Below are 20,911 nucleotides of genomic sequence, written 5' to 3' on the forward strand. Positions count from 1 at the left end.
TCCTAGACGTAATCGAGCAGGCTCATGTTCATTATGTCGGCCGAAGAATTGAGCACAGCTTCATAGACGTAATTGGCCTGTTCCAGTTCCACGAGAATCTGGGCCGCATCCGCGTCCTCTTCTCGGCTGATGCTGGTGGTGGTGATCTCCTGCACCTGAGAAAGGGACTGCTGGGTGTAGGTGACTTTGTTTTCGCGTGCGCCAATGTTGGCAGCCCCGGTCTCAACGTTCTCGTGTGCAGCGGTCAGGTCGTCCAGGCAGGCCGCAACGGCATCGTAGTCACCGATCTCCATGTAGACGATGGCGTCACTGAGTGTTTCAAAGAGATTGGGGTCTTCGTATGGTTGGCTTGTGGACGAGTCCACGCCGCCAAAGATATCGCTACCCACGGTGGTCATGTCGATCGTCGTGGATTCGGAGATTCCAACGGTCATGGCTTCGTCACTGCCCGTGTAATAAACGGCTTCACGGAGGTAGAATTCGGTTCCGTTGCCTTCATCGTCGGCAGTGGTGACGGCTGTTCCGTTTACAAGTTCGACCTGAGCTGTGCCGAGGTCCAATTCCGTATCTCCTGCCGCAAGGGTGGCTGTTGTCCACGTTTCGCCTCCGTCAGTGGAGTATCGGTAGTCCAACTCGTCTGTGCCCACTGTGCCGTCTTCCAGAAACTGGACTTTGACGGTGGAATCAATTTCTCCGGTCATGCTTGTGAAATCGGAATTCTGAAGCGAGTCGTTGGTCAGGGTGACGCCGAGTCCTTTTTCAAAAGCATTGTTCCCCAAATCATCACCTGCGAAGATTGAGTCCGAACCCATTTGGGTGTTGGCTATGGCCAAGATGCTGTCCAGATAGCTTTCCATTTCGAGAGCCATCATCTTGAGCTGTTCTTCGGTGTAGGTCTCGGTGGATGCCTGCTCGGTCAATTCCATGGCCGCTGAGATGTTTTCACTGACCTGAACCAGCGATTCATCGGCCAGCGAGAGGTAGTCTCCACTGGTGGAGCAGTTGTCGATATATCCGCTGAGTGATTGGTCGTAGGCACGTAGCTCCATGACCTTGCCCATGCCTGCCGGATCATCAGAAGGACTGTTGATCTTCTTCTGGCTGGAGTTCATCATGTTTAATTCTGCTACGTCATTGAGCGATGAGTTCATGTACGTCAGGGATTGGGAGAATATTTGGGAAGTGCTTATGCGCATGGTAATTCCCTCCGGTTAGACCATGTCGAGTACGGTCTGCATCATTTCTCGTGATACGGTGATGATCTCAGCCGCAGCTTGGTAGGCCTGCTGATATTTGGTCAGGGATACAAGCTCCTCATCCACGTTGACTTCACTGGTCGAGGCTTGCTGGTCGTAGAGATATTCAGCCGAGGTTGCGGCGTAGGTTTGCTTGAGTTCTGCAGAGGAGGCAGCGCTGCCAACTGCGGAGACCAGTGCTGAAAGGGAGCTGCTTAGAGTGGTTTCGGAGTTGCCCACAGTGATGGTCTCGCTTGACAGATTGTACATGGCCGTCGCGACTTCATTGCTGCCCGAGGCCATGGTGTAGTCATCGCCAAGCACGCCGGTGTTGATGTGACTCGTGTCGTTGGCCACATAGCTATCAACGGCGATGGAGGATGCATCAGTGCCGGTGTAGTATGTATTGACTCCCAACGCGGCCAGCAGATTGGAACTGTCTCCTGCGATCTCGAATTCCATGTCCGTGCCAGCAGAAAGAATAAGCTGTCCGTCACTATTGACAGAGGCTGTCAGTTCACCGCCAAAAGCCGTGTTGATATCTGCAACAATGTCGTCGAGAGAATCCGTTGCCGGGTCGATAGCGATGACCGCTGTCGTGGCGACTTCGTCGTCGCTGTCATAGGTGACCAATTCCAGACTGCCAGACTGAATATTATCGCCATAATTCAGCCCTGCATTGCTGAGCATGGCAGAGGAGTCGTCCACTGAGTAGCTGGCAGTGAGACCGGTATGGTGCTCAAGGCCAGCGCCCTGTGAGTGCTCAACATTGGTTTCCCAGATCAGAGCTTCGGCAAAGTCGTCCAGAGAATCCATGGTCTCCATGACTACGTCATCGCGGGTGGTGAAGAGTCCAGCTAGAGAGCCAGAGCATACGCGACCTGATACGGCATCGCCGCTGTCATCGGTCATGGGAGTTATGTTCACCAGATCTCCGTCGCCGGATTCCCAGTACAGTCCGCTCTTGGGTACGATGGTGTATCTGTCGCCCTCGGCGTGATCGCCGCCGGAATCTTCAAACCAGACTTCTACGCCGTTGATTTCTACGGAGTTGTCTTCATCGTCGGCGGTGTACAGCATGGTGTTTCCGTCGTCTTCAAGCCAGGTCTGGCCGCCATCCGTGGAAACCTTGAACTGTGCAGTACCATCCGGGCCGTTGGAGACGAACTCGATCAGAAGTTCATCTCCGGAGGTGCCGGAGTAAGCGATTTCGCCTGTGTAGGTGGAATCCCTTACTAGAGATTCAGTCGTTCTGGCGTCACTGTATGCAAGATGGTGGGTTTCGCTGCCGTCTACCAAGCTGTTACCCTCCTCGGTCAAGATGGTGACCTGTCCGTTGGATTGATAAATGGTGTCCACACCAATGATTTCGTCCAGGTCCCGAATAAGTTGGTTTCGTTCTGAAATGGCCTGCGTGTCATCCGGGTTGGCAGCAATGCTCACGTTGAGCGCCGCGATGTCGTCGATGATCTGGTTGGCTTCGTCCACTTCCGTTTGAATCTCGTCATCAATGGCGTCCACCGTATTTTCCAGCGTGTCCATTGTGGAGTTGAGGGCGTAAACGAGGCTCTCGGTTTCGCCCAGCAATGCTTCGCGAGCAGACAGGGAGTCCGGATCAGTGACCAATTCATTCCACGCATCCAGATATTCATTGAGGGCGACGCTGATGCCTTCGTCCTCATCCTGGTTGAGCAGGGAGTCGAGCTGTGTGAGGTACTCAATGGCGGCATTTTGCATGGCGAGATCGGCAGAGGCATCTAGATACTGGGCTTCAACGAACTCATTAAAGGATGCAATGATGGCCGTAGCGTCTGCGCCCGTACCCACGGTGAGGCCGTAGCTCGTGATGGAACTGCTCGTCTCCTGAACCACCTCGGTCTTCTGGTAGCCCTCGGTGTCCGCGTTGGCGATATTGTTCGACGCGTTGTTGACCCCGACCTGTGCGTTTTGCAGGGCGGTTTGGCCGATGTTGAGCGTGGTGTTGAGCATGGCGTTCTCCGTGAGATGGCGTTAATGGGCCGTACCTATCGCTTCATGCTGATTGCGGTGCTGAGCAGGGTGTCCGCAGTGGTAACAACCTTGGAGTTGGCCTGATATGCGGCCTGCAGGATGATCAGGTTGGTCAGCTCGGTTGCGGTGTCGACGTTGGATTGCTCCAATGCATTGGATTTAATGGTGCCGAACCCGGCGGAGCCTGGTGTACCGATGAACGCCTGCCCGGATTCAGTCGTCGCGGAGTAAAGGTTGCTGCCTTCTGCGTAGAGTCCCTGTGTGTTGGTGAAGTCGGCCAGGCCAATGGTGTAGAGTTCCTGCGTTTGTCCGTTGGTGTAGCTGCCGGAGAGGACGCCGTTTTCGTCGATGGAAACATCGATGAGTACACCGGGTGCATAGCCGTCCTGGCTCAGGCTGTATGTCGCGGAGCTGGAGGTGGTGCTGGTGGTGGCAGAGGTTGAAAGCACCCCGGTGTTGAATGACGGCAGATCATCCGTTGTGGTGGTTGCATCCATGTCGTCAAGAGAGTCGATGCCGCCAGAGGTGTCCCAGCCCGTGCCAGTCGCAAAGTCTGAGTTGGACATGCCGAGGTTGAAGGATATTTCCTGATTGTCGTCGGCTCCCGTGAAGTTGGCTTCAAGGATGGGCAGACCGTTGGTGTCGAATTCGGCCAACACCCAGTTCTCCTCTGCAAGAGGATCGGTGGTGTCCGTGGGGGGATCGGCGAGTGTGAAAGCGGTCATGGAAGTGAGATCTCCCGAAGAGGAGAAGGTCAGTGTGCCAGTCATGAGCAGGCCTGCGCCGCTGGTGGTGCTCATCTCGGTGCCTTCAAAATCGCGCATGTCTTCGCTGGCATCACAGGTGACCATGTATTCCCACACGATGTCGCCGTCAGAAGTTTCTACTTTATCGTAGTATACAGTGAGGTCATGTGCTGCACCGTTTTCGTCGTACACGGAGATGGTGGTCGAGTATGCATAGCGGGAATCATCCAACGCCGGATCAGACGTTCCGTCATACACTCCAAACATGGCCGCGTATGGATTGGTTGTGGACGTGGTGTTGTCGTCGGCCGTGGAATCAAGGTTCAGGGAGAAATTTATCTCGCTGGTAGCCTCTGGTGGTGACTGGGAATTGTCCAATTGGATGTCGGTCAAAGAACCGGAGATCGAACCGTCATCCATTTCCCAGCCCTGCACCCGGTTGCCATGGGAATCGACGAGGTAACCGTCGGTATCGAAAGTGAAGTTGCCCGCACGGGTGTAGTAGGTGTTGCCGGTGTCAGGGTCTTCCACGATGTAGAAACCATCTCCGTTGATGGCTACATCTGTGGCTGAGTTCGTGGACTCGTATGATCCCTGGCTGTAGTCAGTGTTGACGGAAGCCACGCTGACGCCGTTACCAACCTGATCTGCGCTGCCGCCCGCATTGACCGTGCTGTAGAAAACATCCTCGAATTCAATGGTGGATGCTTTGTAGCCAGTGGTGGTGGAGTTGGCGAGGTTGTTACTGACTACGCTCGTTGCTTCACTCTGGGCCTGGAGACCGGAAATGCCTGCATACATTGAACCTGTGATACTCATGTCATTTCTCCTTGGAGTGCAAAAAAAGTTGGTGGCTAGGTGGTGGCGTAGGTGACGTCGACCATGTTCACGGTGCGGCCGTCCTCAAGAGTGAGGATCACGCCTTCGTCCGTTGAGGCCACGCCGGTAACGGTGCCGGTGGTGGTTGTGGAAACATCCAGTTCTTCACCGTCGGAGTCATAGGCGGTCAAAAGAACCGTGTATTGGCCGTCATCCATTTCGTCGCCGTTGTAGTCGTACCCATCCCAAGTGAAGGCGTTGGTTCCGGAAGAGACGTCGTCGAAGGTTTCTGTGGCAACGATGGAGCCATCAGAGTCGTAGATATTGCAGGTGACAGAGGCCGCATCCTCTTCCAGTTCGAAGTACATGGTGGAGATGTCATTATCGGATTTGACGATGGTGGAACCGTCGGCTTCGATCTCCTTACCGAGGTAGTCCAAGCCGTTGGATGCAGTCATGGTAGAGACTGCATCGACAATCTCCTGCATGCCTTCATTGAGGGCTGTGAGCTCATCCAACTGTGAATACTGCGTGAGCTGGTTGACCATCTCGGTGTTGTCCATGGGATCGGTGGGGTCCTGATATTCAAGCTCGGTAACCAGCAGGGTCAGGAAGTCTTCCGAGGTGAGATTGGTAGCCTCTTCTGTGGTGGTGTATTCCACGCTGCTGGTGCTCGATGACAGTAGCAGAGAGTCGTAATAGCTGGTGGTTTCGATACTCATGATACCTTCCTCCGTGCTTCGCCTGCCTCGGGCATGGCTATGGGAGCGGATGCTCCGTAATGGTTGCGCAGTCGTTCCAGAGCCTGGAACTTGATGCTGCGGACGGTTCTGGGAGTTATGTCGAGGGCGGCGGCGATTTCCCTGGCTACGAGCCCTTCTTGGAAGAAGAGGGTGATGACTTGGGCCTGGCGGTCTGTGAGCACTCCTGCGGGGAGACTGAAGACCACAGGATCGGCGGTCTCAAGCTGGGCAGTGGTGTCTTCTTTGGTTAGGACCGACTCCATCCAACGAATCTTCTTTCTGTAGTAATCGATGGCTGTGGTTCGACAGATAATGTTGAGCCAGGTGATAAATGAGCTTTTCTCATTGTTGTATTTGGTAAGATAGTCATTCTTGAATATTTTAAGAGCTACCTCTTGAAATATGTCATCAACTTCTGATGTGTGAAGGTTGATGTTCTTTGCTTTAATAAAGTTGTTTATAAGCTTGAATATCAATCTAGAGTGATCTTGAAAGAGTTCGTTGTATGATACTGTTCCGTGAGATCTATCTATTTCAATAGAGATGTTACTCATATCGCGCCTCCTGCATGAGAAAAAGCAATGCAGGTGCCGCACAACATTAAAATACAGCTAAGTTCTGTAGAGATGAGTTTGGTAATTGTTTGGATAAAGTGGGTTTTCTTTGTGTAAAGGCGGGCAAATTGAAAACAAAACGAAGAAAACTTAATGAAAAAAGCCCGAAAAAAGGCCTCTGCAAGAGAGGCTGAGTCTTCGAATATGGAGGGAGGCAGGAATTGCCTTGTAGCCTGAAATGGATCGGCTTCTGGCAGGCTAAATTCGCTATTGTCTTTCAGGCAAGAGACCGGCCCGGGTGGTCTACCGGGCCGGTCAATTTGGAGATGGATACGGAAGTTAGCCAATGAGAGACAGGGCCATCTGCGGAAGCGAGTTGGCCTGTGAGAGCATGGAAACCGCAGATTGGGTTATGATCTGCTGCTTGGTGTACTCAGTCATTTCAGTAGCAACGTCCACATCGGAGATACGAGATTCGGCAGCCTGGAGGTTTTCAGCCTGAATTTCCAGGTTGGAAACAGTTGCCGAGAGGCGGTTCTCCATTGCACCGAGATTGGCGCGAACCTTATCCTTGGAGATAATGGCTGCGTCCAATGCTTCCAGAGCTGCTTCAGCCGCTGCCTGCGTGGAAACCACTGCGCCAGCGCCGGTTCCGGATGCGAGGCCGACTCCCAGTGAAGAAGCTGTACAAGTGTCGATGGTGACGTTGTACTTGTCTTCTGCGGTATCGTTACCGGTACCAAAGTGGATGGTTACGCCATCGCCGGACAGGTTGCCGTTGAGCAGGTGGATTCCGTTGAAGTCAGTGGCGTTGGCGATACGGGTGATTTCCGAAGCCATTGCCTGATACTCGGAGTCGATGATCAGGCGCTGGTCAGCGGTGTAGGTGCCCGTGGATGCCTGTTCTGCCAGTTCCTTCATGCGGATGAGCTTTTCATCGATGACGGAAAGCGCGCCGTCAGCCGTCTGGATCATGGAGATGCCGTCGTTGGCATTCCTGACGCCCTGGTTGATGGTGGAGATGTCGGAACGCATGAGCTCGCGAACAGCCAGACCTGCGGCGTCATCTGCCGAGGTGTTGACACGAAGTCCCGAGGACAGACGTTCTGTAGAGGTTCCCAGCGCGTTGTACGCATCGTTCAAGTGCCGGGCTGCCGAATTAGCCATTAAGTTGTTGTTAACTACCAGTGCCATACTTTCCTCCTTGAAAGCGGGTGCATCCATGCATGGGCTGTCCACGACGGACAGTCTTCCATTGTGCCCATTGATACGGAGGGAAAGCGTGTTCCGTTCATGAAGGGAAAAATGTTCCCCGCATGAAAATTGCACTGTGAATTAAGGGAAGTAGATGCTTCCTTTAGGTTTCTTTAGGTAATTAACAATATTTTACACTATATTAGTTCCCCCATTCTTTCTGTATTTATATGATCATTCGAAAAGGAGTGATGAAATGACAGATATTCTGCTCATTGATGACGATCCCGAACTGGGGGAAATGCTGTCCAGCTATCTGGAGAAAGAGGGCTTCTCCATGGATTCCACAATTACCGGGGACAGCGGGCTCAAAGCTGCTGAGAAAAAAGGGTACGAGCTGATACTGCTTGATGTGATGTTGCCGGATATGAGCGGCTTCAATGTGCTGTCCTCTCTTCGTGCGACTTCCAATGTCCCCGTCGTCATGCTGACAGGGCGTGGAGAAGAAATCGACCGCGTGGTCGGACTTGAAATGGGCGCCGATGACTACATTCCCAAACCATTCCCGCTGCGGGAACTGCTGGCCCGTATCAGGGCTGTGCTTCGTCGATACGAAGTAGGGCAGGTTGAAGGGGGCGTCATGGCTGCTCCTGCGCCAAAGAAGAATATCGAGTTCGGCACGGTAGTGATTAACCGAAGCGCACGCCATCTTACCTTGGATGAGAAAACGGTTCATCTTACCTCCACAGAGTTTGACCTCATGGAGCAACTCGCCATGAATATGGGTAATGTTGTGGAGCGCAATGATCTTATGGAAAGGGCGCTTGGTCGTGGGATGGATTTTGATGACTACGTTCTCAATGTTCATATGAGCAACCTGCGTAAGAAGTTGGGTGCCAACGTCAGTATCAAGACCATCCGTGGACGAGGGTACCTTCTCGCTACTCCCTCCGGAGGGGCCGCCTAAATGAAGTTGCAAAGGCCGATTTCGGTCTTTGTTTTCTTGTCTGCGCTGATTCTCTGTTGGTGTGGACTCTCTTCTGCTGCCGAAGAAACGGACGACCTGTCTGATCTGTCCATTGAAGAATTGATGGATGTTGAGGTTGTGACGGCCTCGCGTCGAGCCGAGCCTTTGTCTCAAGTGCCCGGTGCAGTCATCGTCCTGAATGAGGAAGACATCTTCCGTTCCGGCGCGACGTCTTTGCCCGAAGTGCTCAAGTTGGTGCCGGGTGTTCACGTGGCTCAGGTTGATATGGACAAGTGGGCCGTGGGAATTCGTGGCTTCAACGGCCTGTTGAGTAATAAGCATTTAGTGCTGCTGGACGGCAGGTCCATTACGTCACCAGCCATGGCTGGCGTATTCTGGGGGAATGTCGTTCCTGTCAGTCAGGTCAAACGTATTGAAGTGGTGCGCGGTGCCTGGACCAGTTTGTGGGGGGCGGATTCTTTTACCGGTGTGATCAACGTGATCACTAAGACCGCTGAAGAGATGCAGGGGGGTAAGTCCATCACCACTGCGGGTACTTCGGGGGTGGAACAGATTATTCACTTAGGTGGCAAGACCGGCGAGACTTCCTATGCCCGTGGGTATGTTCAGGGGAGTTATAAAAACGGCAATTTGTTGTCCGGAAATAGTGACAATAAGGGCGCAGAAGATTGGAAGCAGACCCGTGGCGGTTTTCGTGCGGATTGGACCAATGCCTTTACTGATGCCCTGTCGTTTCAGTCTGACATTTTCTACTCCTCTATCATGGAGAATTCTCCGGGCATCGGTCCTGTCATGAGTTCTCATCGCAGAAACGATGCTGGTGGCTATGCTCAGTTCGTTTTTGATCGGGCCACTGGGCTTGATGCAAATATCAAGTTTCGTTCCTCGTATTCCCGTACCACAGAGGCTTTTGGCGATATCGACGGAAGCATCAATGCACTCGAGGCTGAAATTGAGCACGCCATGGAGCAGAGTGGGGCTCATCGTCTCAGTTGGGGTGTAGGTTCACGCTATTTTTGGGATGACCTGACCGGGGGCGATTCTGTTTCTATCACGTCCGACGAGCGATACACTCTGACAGCCAATGGCTATGTTCAGGATCGTATTACCCTTGAAAAGAACTGGTACCTCTTCCTTGGCGGCAAGGTGGATTACTTCGGACAAACGCCGTTTGAGCTGCAGCCTTCCATCCGTTTGCTCCATACTCGCGAAAAAGATGAAATCTGGATGTCAGTATCGCGCGCGGTGAGGACTGATAGTCGGCTTTTGCGGGGCGGGTCTTATACCATCGAACATGACGGTACGACTTACACCGTAAGTGTTCCCGATGACCTCAAAACAGAAAAGCTCATTGCATATGAAGCAGGATATCGCCGCGAGCTGAATGAGGAAGCTCATCTGGATCTTTCATTCTACGTCAATGATTACGATGACCTTATGATGCTGGTGTTGGATAGTGCTACCAATACCGGTTCCTTTGATAACTCCCTCAAAGGCACGACATACGGCATGGAGGCACTGGTCGACTGGAGAGTGATGCCCAAGGTAACGCTTCAGCCATCCCTCAGTCTCATATATCAGGATATATACGGCAGTGTGCCCAGTACGATGTTCGAGTCCATGCCTAATGACGGCATGGGCGGCGAGGCCAAGCTTCAAGTGATGACCCAGCCGACGGATACCGTTGGATTTGATGTGTTCGTGGCCTATCTGGATGGACCCAAGCTCAAGGGCATTGATGGGTATTTCAACTTGGAGGCTCATGCTTCCTGGAAGGCGACAGATTCACTCATGTTGGAGTTGATTGGCAAGAATCTCGACGGTTCCAGAGAACGTTTTTCACCTTTGAAAGTCGGCCCTAGTTTAGACCTCAGGGCTACGTGGGATTTCTGATGCGCGTATTGCGAGTGGTCATATACGCATGCCTTATCTGGGTACTTCTGATACCCACCAAGGCCAGTATTGGCGGCAGCACCAAGCTGTCAGCCTCTGCAGATCACTTGCGCGCATTGTTCGTTCAACGACTGGTTAAATATGTCAATTGGCCAGAAGGTGTCGGGCCAAAGCCCGGAGAACCAATCATCGTCGCCGCCACCGATCCGGAAAGCTTGCGTCCATACTTTAAGGGCAAGAGTGCTTCTGCGTTCGAGTTGGTGCAATGGCCTGCTGAAACATATCATGTTCTAGTCCTGACCGGCACGCCGGAACGCGAGACTGCCGCGATCCTCAAGCGCACCAACGGTCATCCCGTACTGACCATCGGACAGAATCCGGTCAACCTTCGACTGGGTATTGTCGTTAACTTCCATATGGTCAATGGCAAACTCAAGCTCCAGATCAATCCCGAGGCTGCGAGACAGTCTGGACTTTCCATCAGTTCAAAGTTGTTGAAGATAGCGCAGATATACAGGGGGGATGTGCATGACTAGTCAGCGCGTCACACCCTTGGGGCGTAAAATTTTGGCCGCTATCCTGGGGACCACGCTCGTGGCCCTTGTGCTTTCTTTGGCGCTCAATCTTTTGCCCATGATTTATTCCTATCGTGAGGACGTGACGGACAAGGCCGTAGCCATGGCTGATTTGTTGGCTCAATCGTTAGTTGCTCCCATCGATTTTGATGATCAGGCTGCGGCAGAAGAGAGCTTGGGGACGCTTTCGTTGGTCCCTGATATCTATGGCGCTGCTGTCTATGTAGGCGGGCAGGACGTCTTTGCTTTTTATGACAGTGCGCCAGGTCTGCCCGTGTCGAAAAAGGTGATCACCAATGATGGTTTGTCCGGCTTGATTATCACTGTTCCTATTCCTGCCGAGCATCCGAATTGTTATCTTGTCATTCGAGGAAGCCTTGAAGGGCAGTGGGGCTTGTTGCAGCGGTATGTACTTACCAATCTGGCAGTTCTCGCAGTAGTGCTTTTCATCTGTTACAAGTTGGCTGGATTATTTCGGAAAAAATTGGGCGATCCCATTGCTGAGTTAACCGAAGTCGTACACGACATCTCACAAGAGAAGGATTACTCTCGTCGCGTAAGCCACGAGAGTAACGATGAAGTGGGCATGCTTGTGGCTGAATTCAACGCCATGCTTGAGCGTGTGGAATATCGCGATAGTCAGTTGCAAAAGCATCGCGAGCATCTTGAGGAACGAGTGGAAGAGCGCACCATGCAATTGCGTCGCAAGCAGTTGGAGTTGCTCAAGAACAACCGTCTCCTTATGACCGAGATCAAAAAGCGTGCTCAGGCTGAGATGATTCGTGAGGAAGTGGAGCGCATCAATCGTCACGATCTAAAATCTAGTTTAAGCCTTATTATCGGATATCCTGAATTGCTGCTGAATGAGGGCAATCTGACAGTTGAACAGGAGAAAGCGGTCCGTCGAATTCGTGCAGCCGGGTATCGGATGCTCGACATGATCCGTAACCATCTTAATATGTTCAAGATGGAAAACGGTATCTACAAGCTGAACGCCATGCCTGTAGATTTAATAGAACTTCTTTGTAACCTGGAAGAGGAGTTTGCCCCCATCCTGTCCACTAACCACGTGACGCTGAGCATGACGTTGGACGGAGCTGAGGTTGTTGGCGACGAGGCCTGTTTTGTTAATGGAGATGGGCAACTCTTGCGGGCAATGCTTCGCAACCTCATTCAGAATGCCTTGGAAGCTTCTACGCAGGGCGATGTCGTGACTGTCTCATTGGAGCACAACCGGGGACTTCGTATATCTATTACTAATAGTACGGTTGTTCCCAAGGAAGTGCGTCGCCGCTTCTTCGATAAATATGTCACTCATGGGAAGGAAAATGGGACTGGCCTTGGAACCTATATTGCTGCCCTGATTGCTCGTACTCACGGTGCGGATATTTCCATGCGTACCGATGCCAAAGCTGGTACGGTTATCACCGTCGCCATGAAGGCCGATATTCCCTCAGAGAATTCTATCAGTGCATCACTGCGCTAGTCCTCACTACACCTGCAAAACGTCATAAATAGGTAATGAAATGCGATGAAAGTTCGTCCTGAATCTTTGTGAAGGCTTCAAATACTCTTTTGAAGTTGTGTTTTTACGAATTTGTTTCTGCTTGCAGAAAGTTATATACAACTTTTACGGTTGCATATGCAGGGTAAGTTGCTGAAATTTTTGAGCTAAATTGGTGGTTGCCACGCCTCTCTGAATTGGGTAGAGGCCCCCTGTTTTCTAGCAATTCAAATTTCAACAAACACAAGGATTTTGGGATGAAACGTCTACTTATTGCTCTCATGGTTATGGCTCTGTGTTTCAGCGCAGTCACCGCTTTCGCTGCTGACGGTTCCTGGGACCGCATCAAGAATGCTGGCCAACTCGTCATTGGCCTGGATGATGCCTTCCCCCCCATGGGTTTCCGTGATGACAAGGGTACCCTGATTGGTTTCGATATCGACGCTGCCGAAGAAGTCGGTAAGCGCCTTGGTATCAAGATCATGTGGCAGCCCACCGAATGGAAGGGTGTTATCAATTCTCTCTACGCCAAGAAATTTGACTGTATCTGGAATGGTATGACCATCACCCCTGAGCGTCAGAAGAAGGTTGCCTTTTCCAAGCCGTACCTGATCGACGGTCAGATCGCCACCGTGCGTATGGACGAAGCTGAGATCAAGGAATTCGCAGCTCTGGGTGGCAAGAAGGTTGGCGTACAGGCTGGTTCCCCGGCTCTGGAAGCAGCCAAGAAGCTCCCCAACGCTGCTGCTGAGATTCGTGAGTACGACACCAACCCCAAGGCTTTCCTCGATCTGGAAGCTGACCGTCTGGACTCTGTAGTTGTCGATAACGTCACTGGCCGTTACTACATGGCTTCCCGTCCCGGTAAGTTCCGTGCTCTGCCCGATTACATCACCAAGGAAGCTTTCGGTGTTGCCTTCCGTATGGAAGACGCTGCACTGCGCGGCATGATCCAGAAGACCATCGACGAGATGATCGCTGACGGCACCATGGGCAAGATCTCCCGCAAATGGTTCGGCGAAGACGTCACCAACCCCGCCAAGTGGTAGTCGGAAGTCGTGTCTAAAAAAAATGCACTATTGAGGAGCGCCGTCTTTGCGGCGCTCCTCGTTCTCTTTCTATTTGTGTCGGGTGCGCAGGCTGTTGCATCTGACGCTGTGGACGCCGACGCTCTCATGCGTCAGGCCAACAACGTCATGGTTACTGGTGACCTTGAGGGCGCAGTTAAGATCTATCTCCAGATTCCTGCTCCCGGTCCCGAAGGTGACGAAGGCCAGTTCGCGTCCAGCCGTATGCAGGCTGCTCGTCTTGAATTCGCGGTGAAGGATTACCCTGCGGCTCTGTCCATCGTTGACGAGTTGCTGGCCGTGTATCCCGAGAATATTGAGGCCAAGCAGTTCCGCGATTCCGTTGAAGAGGCCATGATGCCTCAATGGAAACGCCTCATGCAGGACACTATCAAGTTCGTGCCGCACCTGCTCAAGGGTTCGCTCATGACGCTTTTGCTGGTGGTCTTCACCATGATCATCTCGCCCATCGGCGGGTTGTTTGTCGCGTTGGGCCGCATCAGCAACTTCAAACCGGTCAGTCGTCTTTGCTGGTTCATCATCTGGCTCTTCCGAGGCACGCCGCTCCTGCTGCAACTTTTCTTCATCTATTATGGCTTGCCTGCAATTGGCATTACATTGAAGCCTATCCCAGCAGCACTTATTGGTCTCGGATTGAACTATTCTGCTTATCTCGCCGAGATCATCCGCTCCGGAATCCTGTCCATCGACCACGGTCAGATGGAGGCCGCTGAAGCCATGGGCATGTCCTACTGGCAGGCCATGCGACGGGTCATCATTCCACAGACCTACCGTGTTATTCTGCCGCCTGTGGGTAATGAATTTATCGCCTTGATCAAGGATACCGCACTGGTCTCTACCATCGCCATGGTGGAACTTATGCGTACGGCCGACCAGTTGTTCAACGCTTCGTTCAACATTACTGTCCTTGGCCTTGCCGCTGTTATTTACCTGATGTTCACCACTGTCTTCACCTTCGCTTTCGAGCGTCTGGAAGACAAGGTGGGCGCATACGAGAAACGCTAATGCAATCGCTTCTGGAACTTAAGGATATCGTCAAGACCTTTGGCAGCCACCGCGCCGTGGATAACGTCTCTCTCGCCATGAAACCGGGCGAGAAGACTGTCATTATCGGTCCGTCTGGCTCCGGCAAGTCCACTTTGCTGCGCTCCATTAACTTTCTGGAGACTCTCGACTCCGGTTCCATCCTCTTTGAGGGGAATGACGTCGGATACCGTATGGTCAAAGGCAAGCAGGTGTTGGATAAACCCAAGAATATCTGCAAGCTGCGTACTCAGATCGGGATGGTCTTTCAGCATTTCAATCTCTTTCCGCACATGACTGTGGTGGAGAATGCCATGGAAGGGCCAGTGACCGTACTTGGTTCGTCCAAGAGTGAAGCCCGGGATGTGGCCATGAGCATGCTGGACAAGGTTGGAATGGCTGATTTTGCAGACCGTTTTCCGGCTTCTTTGTCAGGCGGACAGAAGCAGCGTGTGGCCATTGCTCGTGCTCTATCCATGCAGCCCAAGCTGATGCTGTTTGATGAACCTACCTCCGCTCTTGACCCGGAATTGGTAGGTGAGGTCTTCGCAACCATTAAGCAGTTGGCTGACGAAGGGATGACCATGATCATTGTTACCCACAACATGGGTTTTGCCCGGGAAATAGCTGATCAGGTTGTGTTTATGGAGAATGGTTCCTTTCTCGCCAAAGGTGCTCCTAACGAGTTTTTCGGTCAACAATGCAATGATCCTCGCATTCAGAGCTTTATTGATCGCATTTTCTAGCTCAAACGGCATACGAAAAGCAGAAAAGGACGTCCATTGATGTGGACGTCCTTTTCTTTTGTGAATTTGCACACTGGATTGATCCAGAATTCGTCGAAAATGAGAGTGCTTTAACCTAAATGTGATGCTGAAGAAGTGCTTATATGGTGTGAAAAGTGTGGTGGTGAACAAAAAATGAAATAATGTCACATCGTATTGGTTTGATTCTGTATTTTGTCACAATTTTGTTCGACGCGGGTTGAATGTCGTGAAAACCATAGAAACGGCGTATCTTATATGATACAAAATGGCGGTTTTGGCGTTGCAATTATTAATTATACTCTGATTGCCGCCTGCTTTTCCTAACAAATGTGTGTCGATTGTGTGACAGGTCACTAAGCGATGTCTTTCATTTCGCTGTTTGTTGGGAGAAACGTGCCAAGAGGGATGGTTGGGCCAGTTCGTTGGGGGATTGGCCCGGATTTCAAATTCAATCTATTTTTCTCGAGGAGAAAACTGATGAAAAAATGGATGATCGCGTGTCTGACCGTGATGATGCTCGCGTTTTCCGTCACTGCGTTTGCTGCTGACGTGCTGGATGAAATGTACACCGACAAAGACGGTGACATGGTTGCCGACTTCGCCGAAGAGGGTAACTGTAAGGATCCGAGCACCCTGGTGTTCACCTACACTCCTGTTGAAGACCCCGCTGTGTACAAGGATGCATTTGCCGACTTCCAGGAATACCTGAGCAAGGCCACTGGCAAGCGCGTTATCTACTACACCGTTCAGTCCAATGCTGCAGAAGTTGAAGCCATGCGCTCCGGCAAGCTGCACATCGCTGGTTTCTCCACTGGCCCCACCGGCTTTGCCGTAAACCTGGCCGGTTACGTGCCCATCGCAGTTAAGGGCTACCCGGAAGGTTTCCAGGGTTACAACCTGATCGTTGTTACCAAGAAAGACTCCTCTATCAAGGAAATGAAGGACCTCAAGGGCAAGAAGGTCGCTCACACTTCCGCTTCCTCCAACTCCGGTAACCTCGCACCTCGCGCTCTGTTCCCCGAGCTGGGTATCACCCCCGATGAAGACTACACCGTTGTTTACTCCGGTAAGCATGACCAGTCCATCCTCGGTGTTGCTCACGGTGACTACGATGCCGCTCCGGTTGCATCCGACGTGTACGATCGCATGGTCGAAGCTGGTCGTGTGGACAAGGACGCTCTGCGTGTTATCTGGCGCAGCCCCAAGTTCCCCACTTCTTCTTTCGGTATCTCCAGCCAGCTCTGTCCGGAACTGGCCCAGAAGATCATCGGCGCTTTCATGACCTACCGCTTCCCCGAGAGCATGCAGAAGTCCTTTAAGGGTGCTGATCGTTTCTACCCCATCACCTACATGAAGGATTGGGCGGTTATCCGCAACATCGCCGAAGCCACCGGTACCAGCTACAACAAGGCTGGTCTGAAGAAAATGGCTGAAAAAGAAGCCGCCAAAAAGGCTAAGAAAAAGAAGTAGTACTTAAAGGTCTCAAAACAGTGAACAACCAAGATAACAAAGGGAACGGGGGGGTATCCTCCCGTTCCCTTATCGTGAAAGACGTCGTCAAGGAATACGTCCCCGGCAAACCGGTCCTCAAAGGAATCTCCTTTGAAGTGACCGGACGCAGCACCGTCGCCATCATCGGCCCGTCCGGTACGGGTAAATCCACGCTCCTGCGCTGCATCAACCGCCTCATCGAGCCTACTGAAGGCTCCATCACCGTGGCGGGTCAGGACATCACCAAGCTTTCTGGTCGCGAGCTGCGCAACGCTCGTCATTACATCGGTATGGTCTTCCAGGAGTTCAACCTGGTAGAGCGCCTGTCGGTTATTGAAAACGTGCTTTGTGGCCGTCTCGGCTCTACGCCTGTCTGGCGTGCATGGCTGCGCAAATATCCTCAGGTTGACATTGACCGTGCTTTCGAGCTGGTCGAGAAGGTCGGTCTGGCAGATTTCGTTACCCAGCGTGCCGATTCCCTGTCCGGCGGTCAGCGTCAGCGTGTGGGTATCGCCCGCGCAGTGATGCAGAATCCCGATATCATTATGGCTGACGAGCCTACCTCTTCCTTGGATCCCAAGACCTCGGTCGAGATTATGGAGCTGCTTAACGAATTCTCCGAGAGCCAGGACATTCCGCTGCTTATCAATATTCACGACGTGAATCTTGCCAAGCGCTTTGCTGATCGCATCATCGGTATGAGTCAGGGGCATATTGTCTTTGACGGCAAGCCCGAAGAGCTTCAGGACAGCCATCTCAAGGAAATCTACGGCGGGGAGGACTGGCTGGCATGACCTCGCAATCCGCAACCCGCAGAAATCCTTTCAAGCCGAGCTGGACGTCCCGGCTCATAGGGATTCTGATCCTCCTTTACGCCATCTACGCGGTGTCCGCTCTGGACATTACGTGGAGTCGTTTTGTGGAAGGTTTGGGCAACGGTGCGAAGTTCATCGGCGAACTGTTTCCGCCCAACTTCGACCGTTGGAAACTCCTTGTGGGGAATTTGCTGGAGACCGTTGAGATCGCCGTTATCGCATCCGCTTTCGGCATTCTGCTGTCTCTGCCCATCGGTCTGCTGGCGGCTCGCAACCTGATGCCTGTTTGGGCTACCTGGCCTGCGCGTATCGTCATTTGCATCTGCCGCTCCTTCCACCCGGTCATTTTTGCGATCCTGTTCGTAAAGGCTGTGGGCTTCGGTCCCATGGCAGGTATTTTGACTCTGATCTTTGCCTCCATCGGCTTTATTGGAAAGCTCTTTGCCGAGGCGATTGAAGAGATCTCGCTCAAGCCTGTTGAAGCCTGTAAAGCCGCAGGCGCGCCGTTCATGTCCGTACTCATCTACGCTGTCATGCCGCAGGTGTTGAACCGCTTCATCGGTTTTGCCACCTATCAGTTTGATGCCAATATCCGTAACTCCACCATGGTCGGTATTGTCGGCGCTGGTGGTATCGGCGGTACTCTGTTCGCAGCTTTCCAGCGTTACGATTACGACTTTCTGTGCGCCATCCTCCTTTCCATTATCGGCCTGATCATGATCAGTGAATTCCTGGCCGTTCGCGTGAAGGGGGTGTTCAATGACTAAGCATTACGAATGGCAGCGCTTTACTCCGGCCCAGCGGCTGGCGCGCTTCACCATTTATCTCGTCTCTGTTGCTGCGTTGGTCATGTCCATGCGGACCGTGGAAGTCATTCCCGAGTTCCTCTATGACGCACCGACACAGATGGTCGATCTGTTCACCCGTATGTGGCCCATGGACACCGCCCACTATGCAGAAGGCGTACACAGCGCACTCATTGAGACGCTGAATATTGCTTCTCTTGGTACGGTGCTGGCCCTGTTCCTGGCCTTTCCGGTTGGACTCATGGCCGCTAGCAATATCACCAAGGTCCCGGCGCTCAACTGGTTTGCCAAGCTGATCCTGGTGTCGTCCCGTTCGGTTAACTCCCTTGTTTGGGCGATTCTGTTCGTGGCTGTGTTTGGTCCCGGCGCGCTTGCTGGTACCGTTGCCATCGGTTTCCGTTCCATTGGTTTCTGCGGCAAGTTGCTTGCTGAAGCCCTTGAGGAGTGTAACCCCGGTCCCATTGAGGCGCTTAAAGCCGCTGGTGCTCCGTGGCCCACGATCATTATTAAAGGATACTGGCCGCAGGTCGCTCCCGCGTTCTGGGGTATTACGCTCTTCCGTTGGGACATCAACGTCCGCGAATCCTCTGTCATCGGTCTTGTCGGTGCAGGTGGTATTGGTGTCGCTCTCGACACTGCGCTGAACTTGTTCAACTGGGATCAGGTCTCCCTTATCCTGCTGTGCATCTTCACCATCGTCATCACTGCGGAAGTGCTGGTTACCAAGATTCGTCAGCGCATCATCTAGTCGCTGCGAGAATACAAAAACAAAAAAGCGTTGCTCCTTGGAGCAACGCTTTTTTTGTTGATTTGAAAGCTGTGGATTAATCAAGCAGCTCAAAGGGGAATTCATCTCCCGTCTTGAGCAGATAATCCACGTCATAATCGCCTTCGTAGTGGGGCCAGCCGCAAAGGATGAGACCGGCTGCGCGCGCTGCTTTCATGCCTACAACGGAATCTTCAACAGCTATGCATTCAGACGGCTCAAAGCCAGCCTGCTTGGCTGCCATGAGGTATGGATCCGGGGCAGGTTTGCCGGGATCGCAGTTGCCGCCAGTGACAAGGAAGGAAAAGATGTCGGTCAGGCCGAGGATTTCGACGTTAGCCTTGACCACGTTGTGCTCGCCGTTTGACACGCAAGCCTGAACAATGCCGCGTTTGGCTACTTCGTGAACGATCTTGATGGAACGCTCGAGCCCTTTGTCAGCAGTGAGGCGCTCGATGTACCAGTCTTCGCAGTCGCGGCGGAATTTTTCTTCTGAGGCTTCATCGTTCAAACGGGAGGCAAGGATAGACCACTTTTCAGGCATGGTCTTGGCGATGAGTTCCTTGTTGCCCTCTTCGGTCAGGGTGTAACCGTACTCAGCGCACCAGTCGCGGATTACTTCAAAGTGCAGATCTTCGGTGTCGATAAGGGTGCCGTCCATATCCCAGAATACGGCGTGTGCTTTGGTGGGCATATATTCTCTCAATGTTGTTGTCGTTGATAATGCGCTGGGCTGCGCTGGAGGTGGTTAATATACCAAAAGTGATGGACTGTGAAGCAGGCTGGAGAGGCGTTATCGTGGAAGGTGGCCGTCACCAGGATGGTGAGTTAAATGAAAAGTACCGTGATTCTGTTGAAGAGTGCCTTCTTCGGTAGAGTCTTGGGGGTATTGTTGAGCATATTTTTACTTGGATATGGTGTGACAATGTCTCTAAACCTCAGACGCCGTAACTTGCGAATCTTGCCTTTCCCGCGCCGGACAAGGTACAGGTGCCTCATGAGCGAAAACTATACGACCCACAAGGCTGGGGAGTTGATTGACTCCCTGGACAATTTTCAGATTTGGCCGTTTACCGAAAACACGGGTTGCCCTATTTCCGACCTGCACGAACCGCATCTCCACGATTTTTACGTAGTGCAATACGTGACAAAAGGTAGAGGGCTGCACGTTATCGATTTCCAGCCTTTCGATATCGTTCCCAATTCCCTTTATTTCGTCTCGCCGCAGCAATTGCATATCTGGCGGCCCGAGGGGGAAGTGGATGGATTCGTTTTGGCATTTGCCGAAGAGTTTTTCAAAACCACTGACCCCCCGTTCGGCTCTGTCTTCGAATTGGAGTTCTTTAACTCTGTGGCTCATTCGCCCATGTTGCATGCTTCGGATGAGCAGGCCCGGATTATCCATGACTCGTTGGCTTTGATGCAGAAAGAATTCATGGATAAAAATGAGGGGTACGCTTCAGTGGTTCGGGCTCAGTTTCATATCCTCATGGTACAGCTTCAGCGAATGTTCTCTGGACATATCGAGGAGGGCAGGGAAGCGCATGAGCCTTCATTGGTGCGTCAATTCAAAGATATGGTCAGTCGTCATTACGCTTCTCAACTTTCCATTCAGGATTATGCTGATAAGCTCGGTGTCAGTGTCAGCCGTTTGAATAACGCCATCAAGGACGCCATAGGACAGACTCCGGGACAGGTGGTTCGGCGTGAATTGCTACTTGCTGCAAAGCGGATGTTAGCCCATTCCGATCTCAACGTGTCGGAAATCTGCTTCAAGCTGAATTTTGAGGACCCGTCCTATTTCGGTCGCTTTTTCAAGCGTGAGGCTGGGGTAACACCGTCGGTCTTTCGTGATCAGATGAGAGAAAAGTACCAGCAACTCGCAAGATAGTGC

Annotated in this window: 19 protein-coding genes; 12 read left to right on the forward strand and 7 right to left on the reverse strand. The window is 52.3% G+C overall.

Annotated features, from left to right (window positions below):
- Positions 1–2: 2 nt before the first annotated feature.
- The 6 genes from flgL to HFN16_RS12785 all read right to left on the reverse strand — a co-directional run bounded on the left by flgL (position 3) and on the right by HFN16_RS12785 (position 7,301).
- A complete protein-coding gene (flgL, locus tag HFN16_RS12760) occupies positions 3–1,196 on the reverse strand; it encodes a flagellar hook-associated protein FlgL (protein WP_168891120.1) in 1,194 nt (397 codons plus the stop codon).
- Between the two features lie 15 nt (positions 1,197–1,211).
- Positions 1,212–3,224, reverse strand: coding sequence for a flagellar basal body rod C-terminal domain-containing protein (locus tag HFN16_RS12765; RefSeq protein WP_168891121.1), 2,013 nt, complete (start codon positions 3,222–3,224; stop codon positions 1,212–1,214).
- Between the two features lie 35 nt (positions 3,225–3,259).
- Positions 3,260–4,810 carry a flagellar hook protein FlgE gene (locus tag HFN16_RS12770; RefSeq protein WP_168891122.1) on the reverse strand — a complete coding sequence of 517 codons (1,551 nt, stop codon included), beginning with the start codon at positions 4,808–4,810 and terminating at the stop codon, positions 3,260–3,262.
- A 35-nt stretch (positions 4,811–4,845) separates the two neighbouring features.
- Positions 4,846–5,532, reverse strand: a complete 687-nt coding sequence (locus HFN16_RS12775) for a flagellar hook capping FlgD N-terminal domain-containing protein (protein WP_168891123.1) — start codon at positions 5,530–5,532, stop codon at positions 4,846–4,848.
- The gene (locus HFN16_RS12780; RefSeq protein WP_168891124.1) at positions 5,529–6,107 is read right to left on the reverse strand and encodes a sigma-70 family RNA polymerase sigma factor; all 579 of its coding nucleotides are present in this window, start codon (positions 6,105–6,107) and stop codon (positions 5,529–5,531) included. Before HFN16_RS12780 ends, HFN16_RS12775 begins: the two co-directional genes overlap by 4 nt.
- Positions 6,108–6,446: 339 nt before the next feature.
- On the reverse strand, positions 6,447–7,301 hold the full coding sequence (locus HFN16_RS12785) for a flagellin (RefSeq protein WP_168891125.1): 855 nt from the start codon (positions 7,299–7,301) through the stop codon (positions 6,447–6,449).
- Positions 7,302–7,557: 256 nt separating this feature from the next.
- On the opposite strand from HFN16_RS12785, the gene HFN16_RS12790 reads away from it, so the two are divergent.
- From HFN16_RS12790 to phnE (HFN16_RS12840), 11 genes are all read left to right on the forward strand, one after another.
- Positions 7,558–8,268: a response regulator transcription factor gene (locus HFN16_RS12790; RefSeq protein ID WP_168891126.1), complete on the forward strand. Its 711-nt coding sequence runs from the start codon at positions 7,558–7,560 to the stop codon at positions 8,266–8,268.
- Entirely contained in the window at positions 8,269–10,182 is a 1,914-nt protein-coding gene (locus HFN16_RS12795) for a TonB-dependent receptor plug domain-containing protein (RefSeq protein ID WP_168891127.1), read from the forward strand.
- Positions 10,182–10,718, forward strand: coding sequence for a YfiR family protein (locus HFN16_RS12800; protein ID WP_168891128.1), 537 nt, complete (start codon positions 10,182–10,184; stop codon positions 10,716–10,718). The genes HFN16_RS12795 and HFN16_RS12800 overlap by 1 nt, the downstream gene beginning before the upstream one ends.
- Positions 10,711–12,243: an ATP-binding protein gene (locus tag HFN16_RS12805; RefSeq protein ID WP_168891129.1), complete on the forward strand. Its 1,533-nt coding sequence runs from the start codon at positions 10,711–10,713 to the stop codon at positions 12,241–12,243. Before HFN16_RS12800 ends, HFN16_RS12805 begins: the two co-directional genes overlap by 8 nt.
- A gap of 275 nt (positions 12,244–12,518) precedes the next feature.
- On the forward strand, positions 12,519–13,310 hold the full coding sequence (locus HFN16_RS12810; RefSeq protein ID WP_168891130.1) for an amino acid ABC transporter substrate-binding protein: 792 nt from the start codon (positions 12,519–12,521) through the stop codon (positions 13,308–13,310).
- Positions 13,311–13,319: 9 nt separating this feature from the next.
- The gene (locus HFN16_RS12815; RefSeq protein WP_168891131.1) at positions 13,320–14,354 is read left to right on the forward strand and encodes an amino acid ABC transporter permease; all 1,035 of its coding nucleotides are present in this window, start codon (positions 13,320–13,322) and stop codon (positions 14,352–14,354) included.
- A complete protein-coding gene (locus HFN16_RS12820; RefSeq protein WP_168891132.1) occupies positions 14,354–15,118 on the forward strand; it encodes an amino acid ABC transporter ATP-binding protein in 765 nt (254 codons plus the stop codon). Before HFN16_RS12815 ends, HFN16_RS12820 begins: the two co-directional genes overlap by 1 nt.
- Positions 15,119–15,616: 498 nt before the next feature.
- Entirely contained in the window at positions 15,617–16,609 is a 993-nt protein-coding gene (gene phnD, locus HFN16_RS12825; protein ID WP_168891133.1) for a phosphate/phosphite/phosphonate ABC transporter substrate-binding protein, read from the forward strand.
- 20 nt (positions 16,610–16,629) lie between these two features.
- Positions 16,630–17,424, forward strand: a complete 795-nt coding sequence (phnC, locus tag HFN16_RS12830; protein ID WP_168891134.1) for a phosphonate ABC transporter ATP-binding protein — start codon at positions 16,630–16,632, stop codon at positions 17,422–17,424.
- A complete protein-coding gene (gene phnE, locus HFN16_RS12835; RefSeq protein ID WP_168891135.1) occupies positions 17,421–18,212 on the forward strand; it encodes a phosphonate ABC transporter, permease protein PhnE in 792 nt (263 codons plus the stop codon). Before phnC ends, phnE (HFN16_RS12835) begins: the two co-directional genes overlap by 4 nt.
- Positions 18,205–18,999 (forward strand): phosphonate ABC transporter, permease protein PhnE, encoded by a 795-nt coding sequence (phnE, locus tag HFN16_RS12840; RefSeq protein WP_168891136.1) that lies wholly within the window; start codon positions 18,205–18,207, stop codon positions 18,997–18,999. Before phnE (HFN16_RS12835) ends, phnE (HFN16_RS12840) begins: the two co-directional genes overlap by 8 nt.
- 76 nt (positions 19,000–19,075) lie before the next feature.
- Here phnE (HFN16_RS12840) and HFN16_RS12845 read toward each other — a convergent pair whose 3' ends face one another.
- A complete protein-coding gene (locus tag HFN16_RS12845) occupies positions 19,076–19,711 on the reverse strand; it encodes an HAD family phosphatase (protein ID WP_168891137.1) in 636 nt (211 codons plus the stop codon).
- Between the two features lie 303 nt (positions 19,712–20,014).
- On the opposite strand from HFN16_RS12845, the gene HFN16_RS12850 reads away from it, so the two are divergent.
- On the forward strand, positions 20,015–20,908 hold the full coding sequence (locus tag HFN16_RS12850) for an AraC family transcriptional regulator (RefSeq protein ID WP_168891138.1): 894 nt from the start codon (positions 20,015–20,017) through the stop codon (positions 20,906–20,908).
- The last annotated feature ends 3 nt before the right edge of the window (positions 20,909–20,911 follow it).

The organism is Pseudodesulfovibrio sp. zrk46, from assembly GCF_012516435.1.
Classification (GTDB): Bacteria; Desulfobacterota; Desulfovibrionia; order Desulfovibrionales; family Desulfovibrionaceae; genus Pseudodesulfovibrio.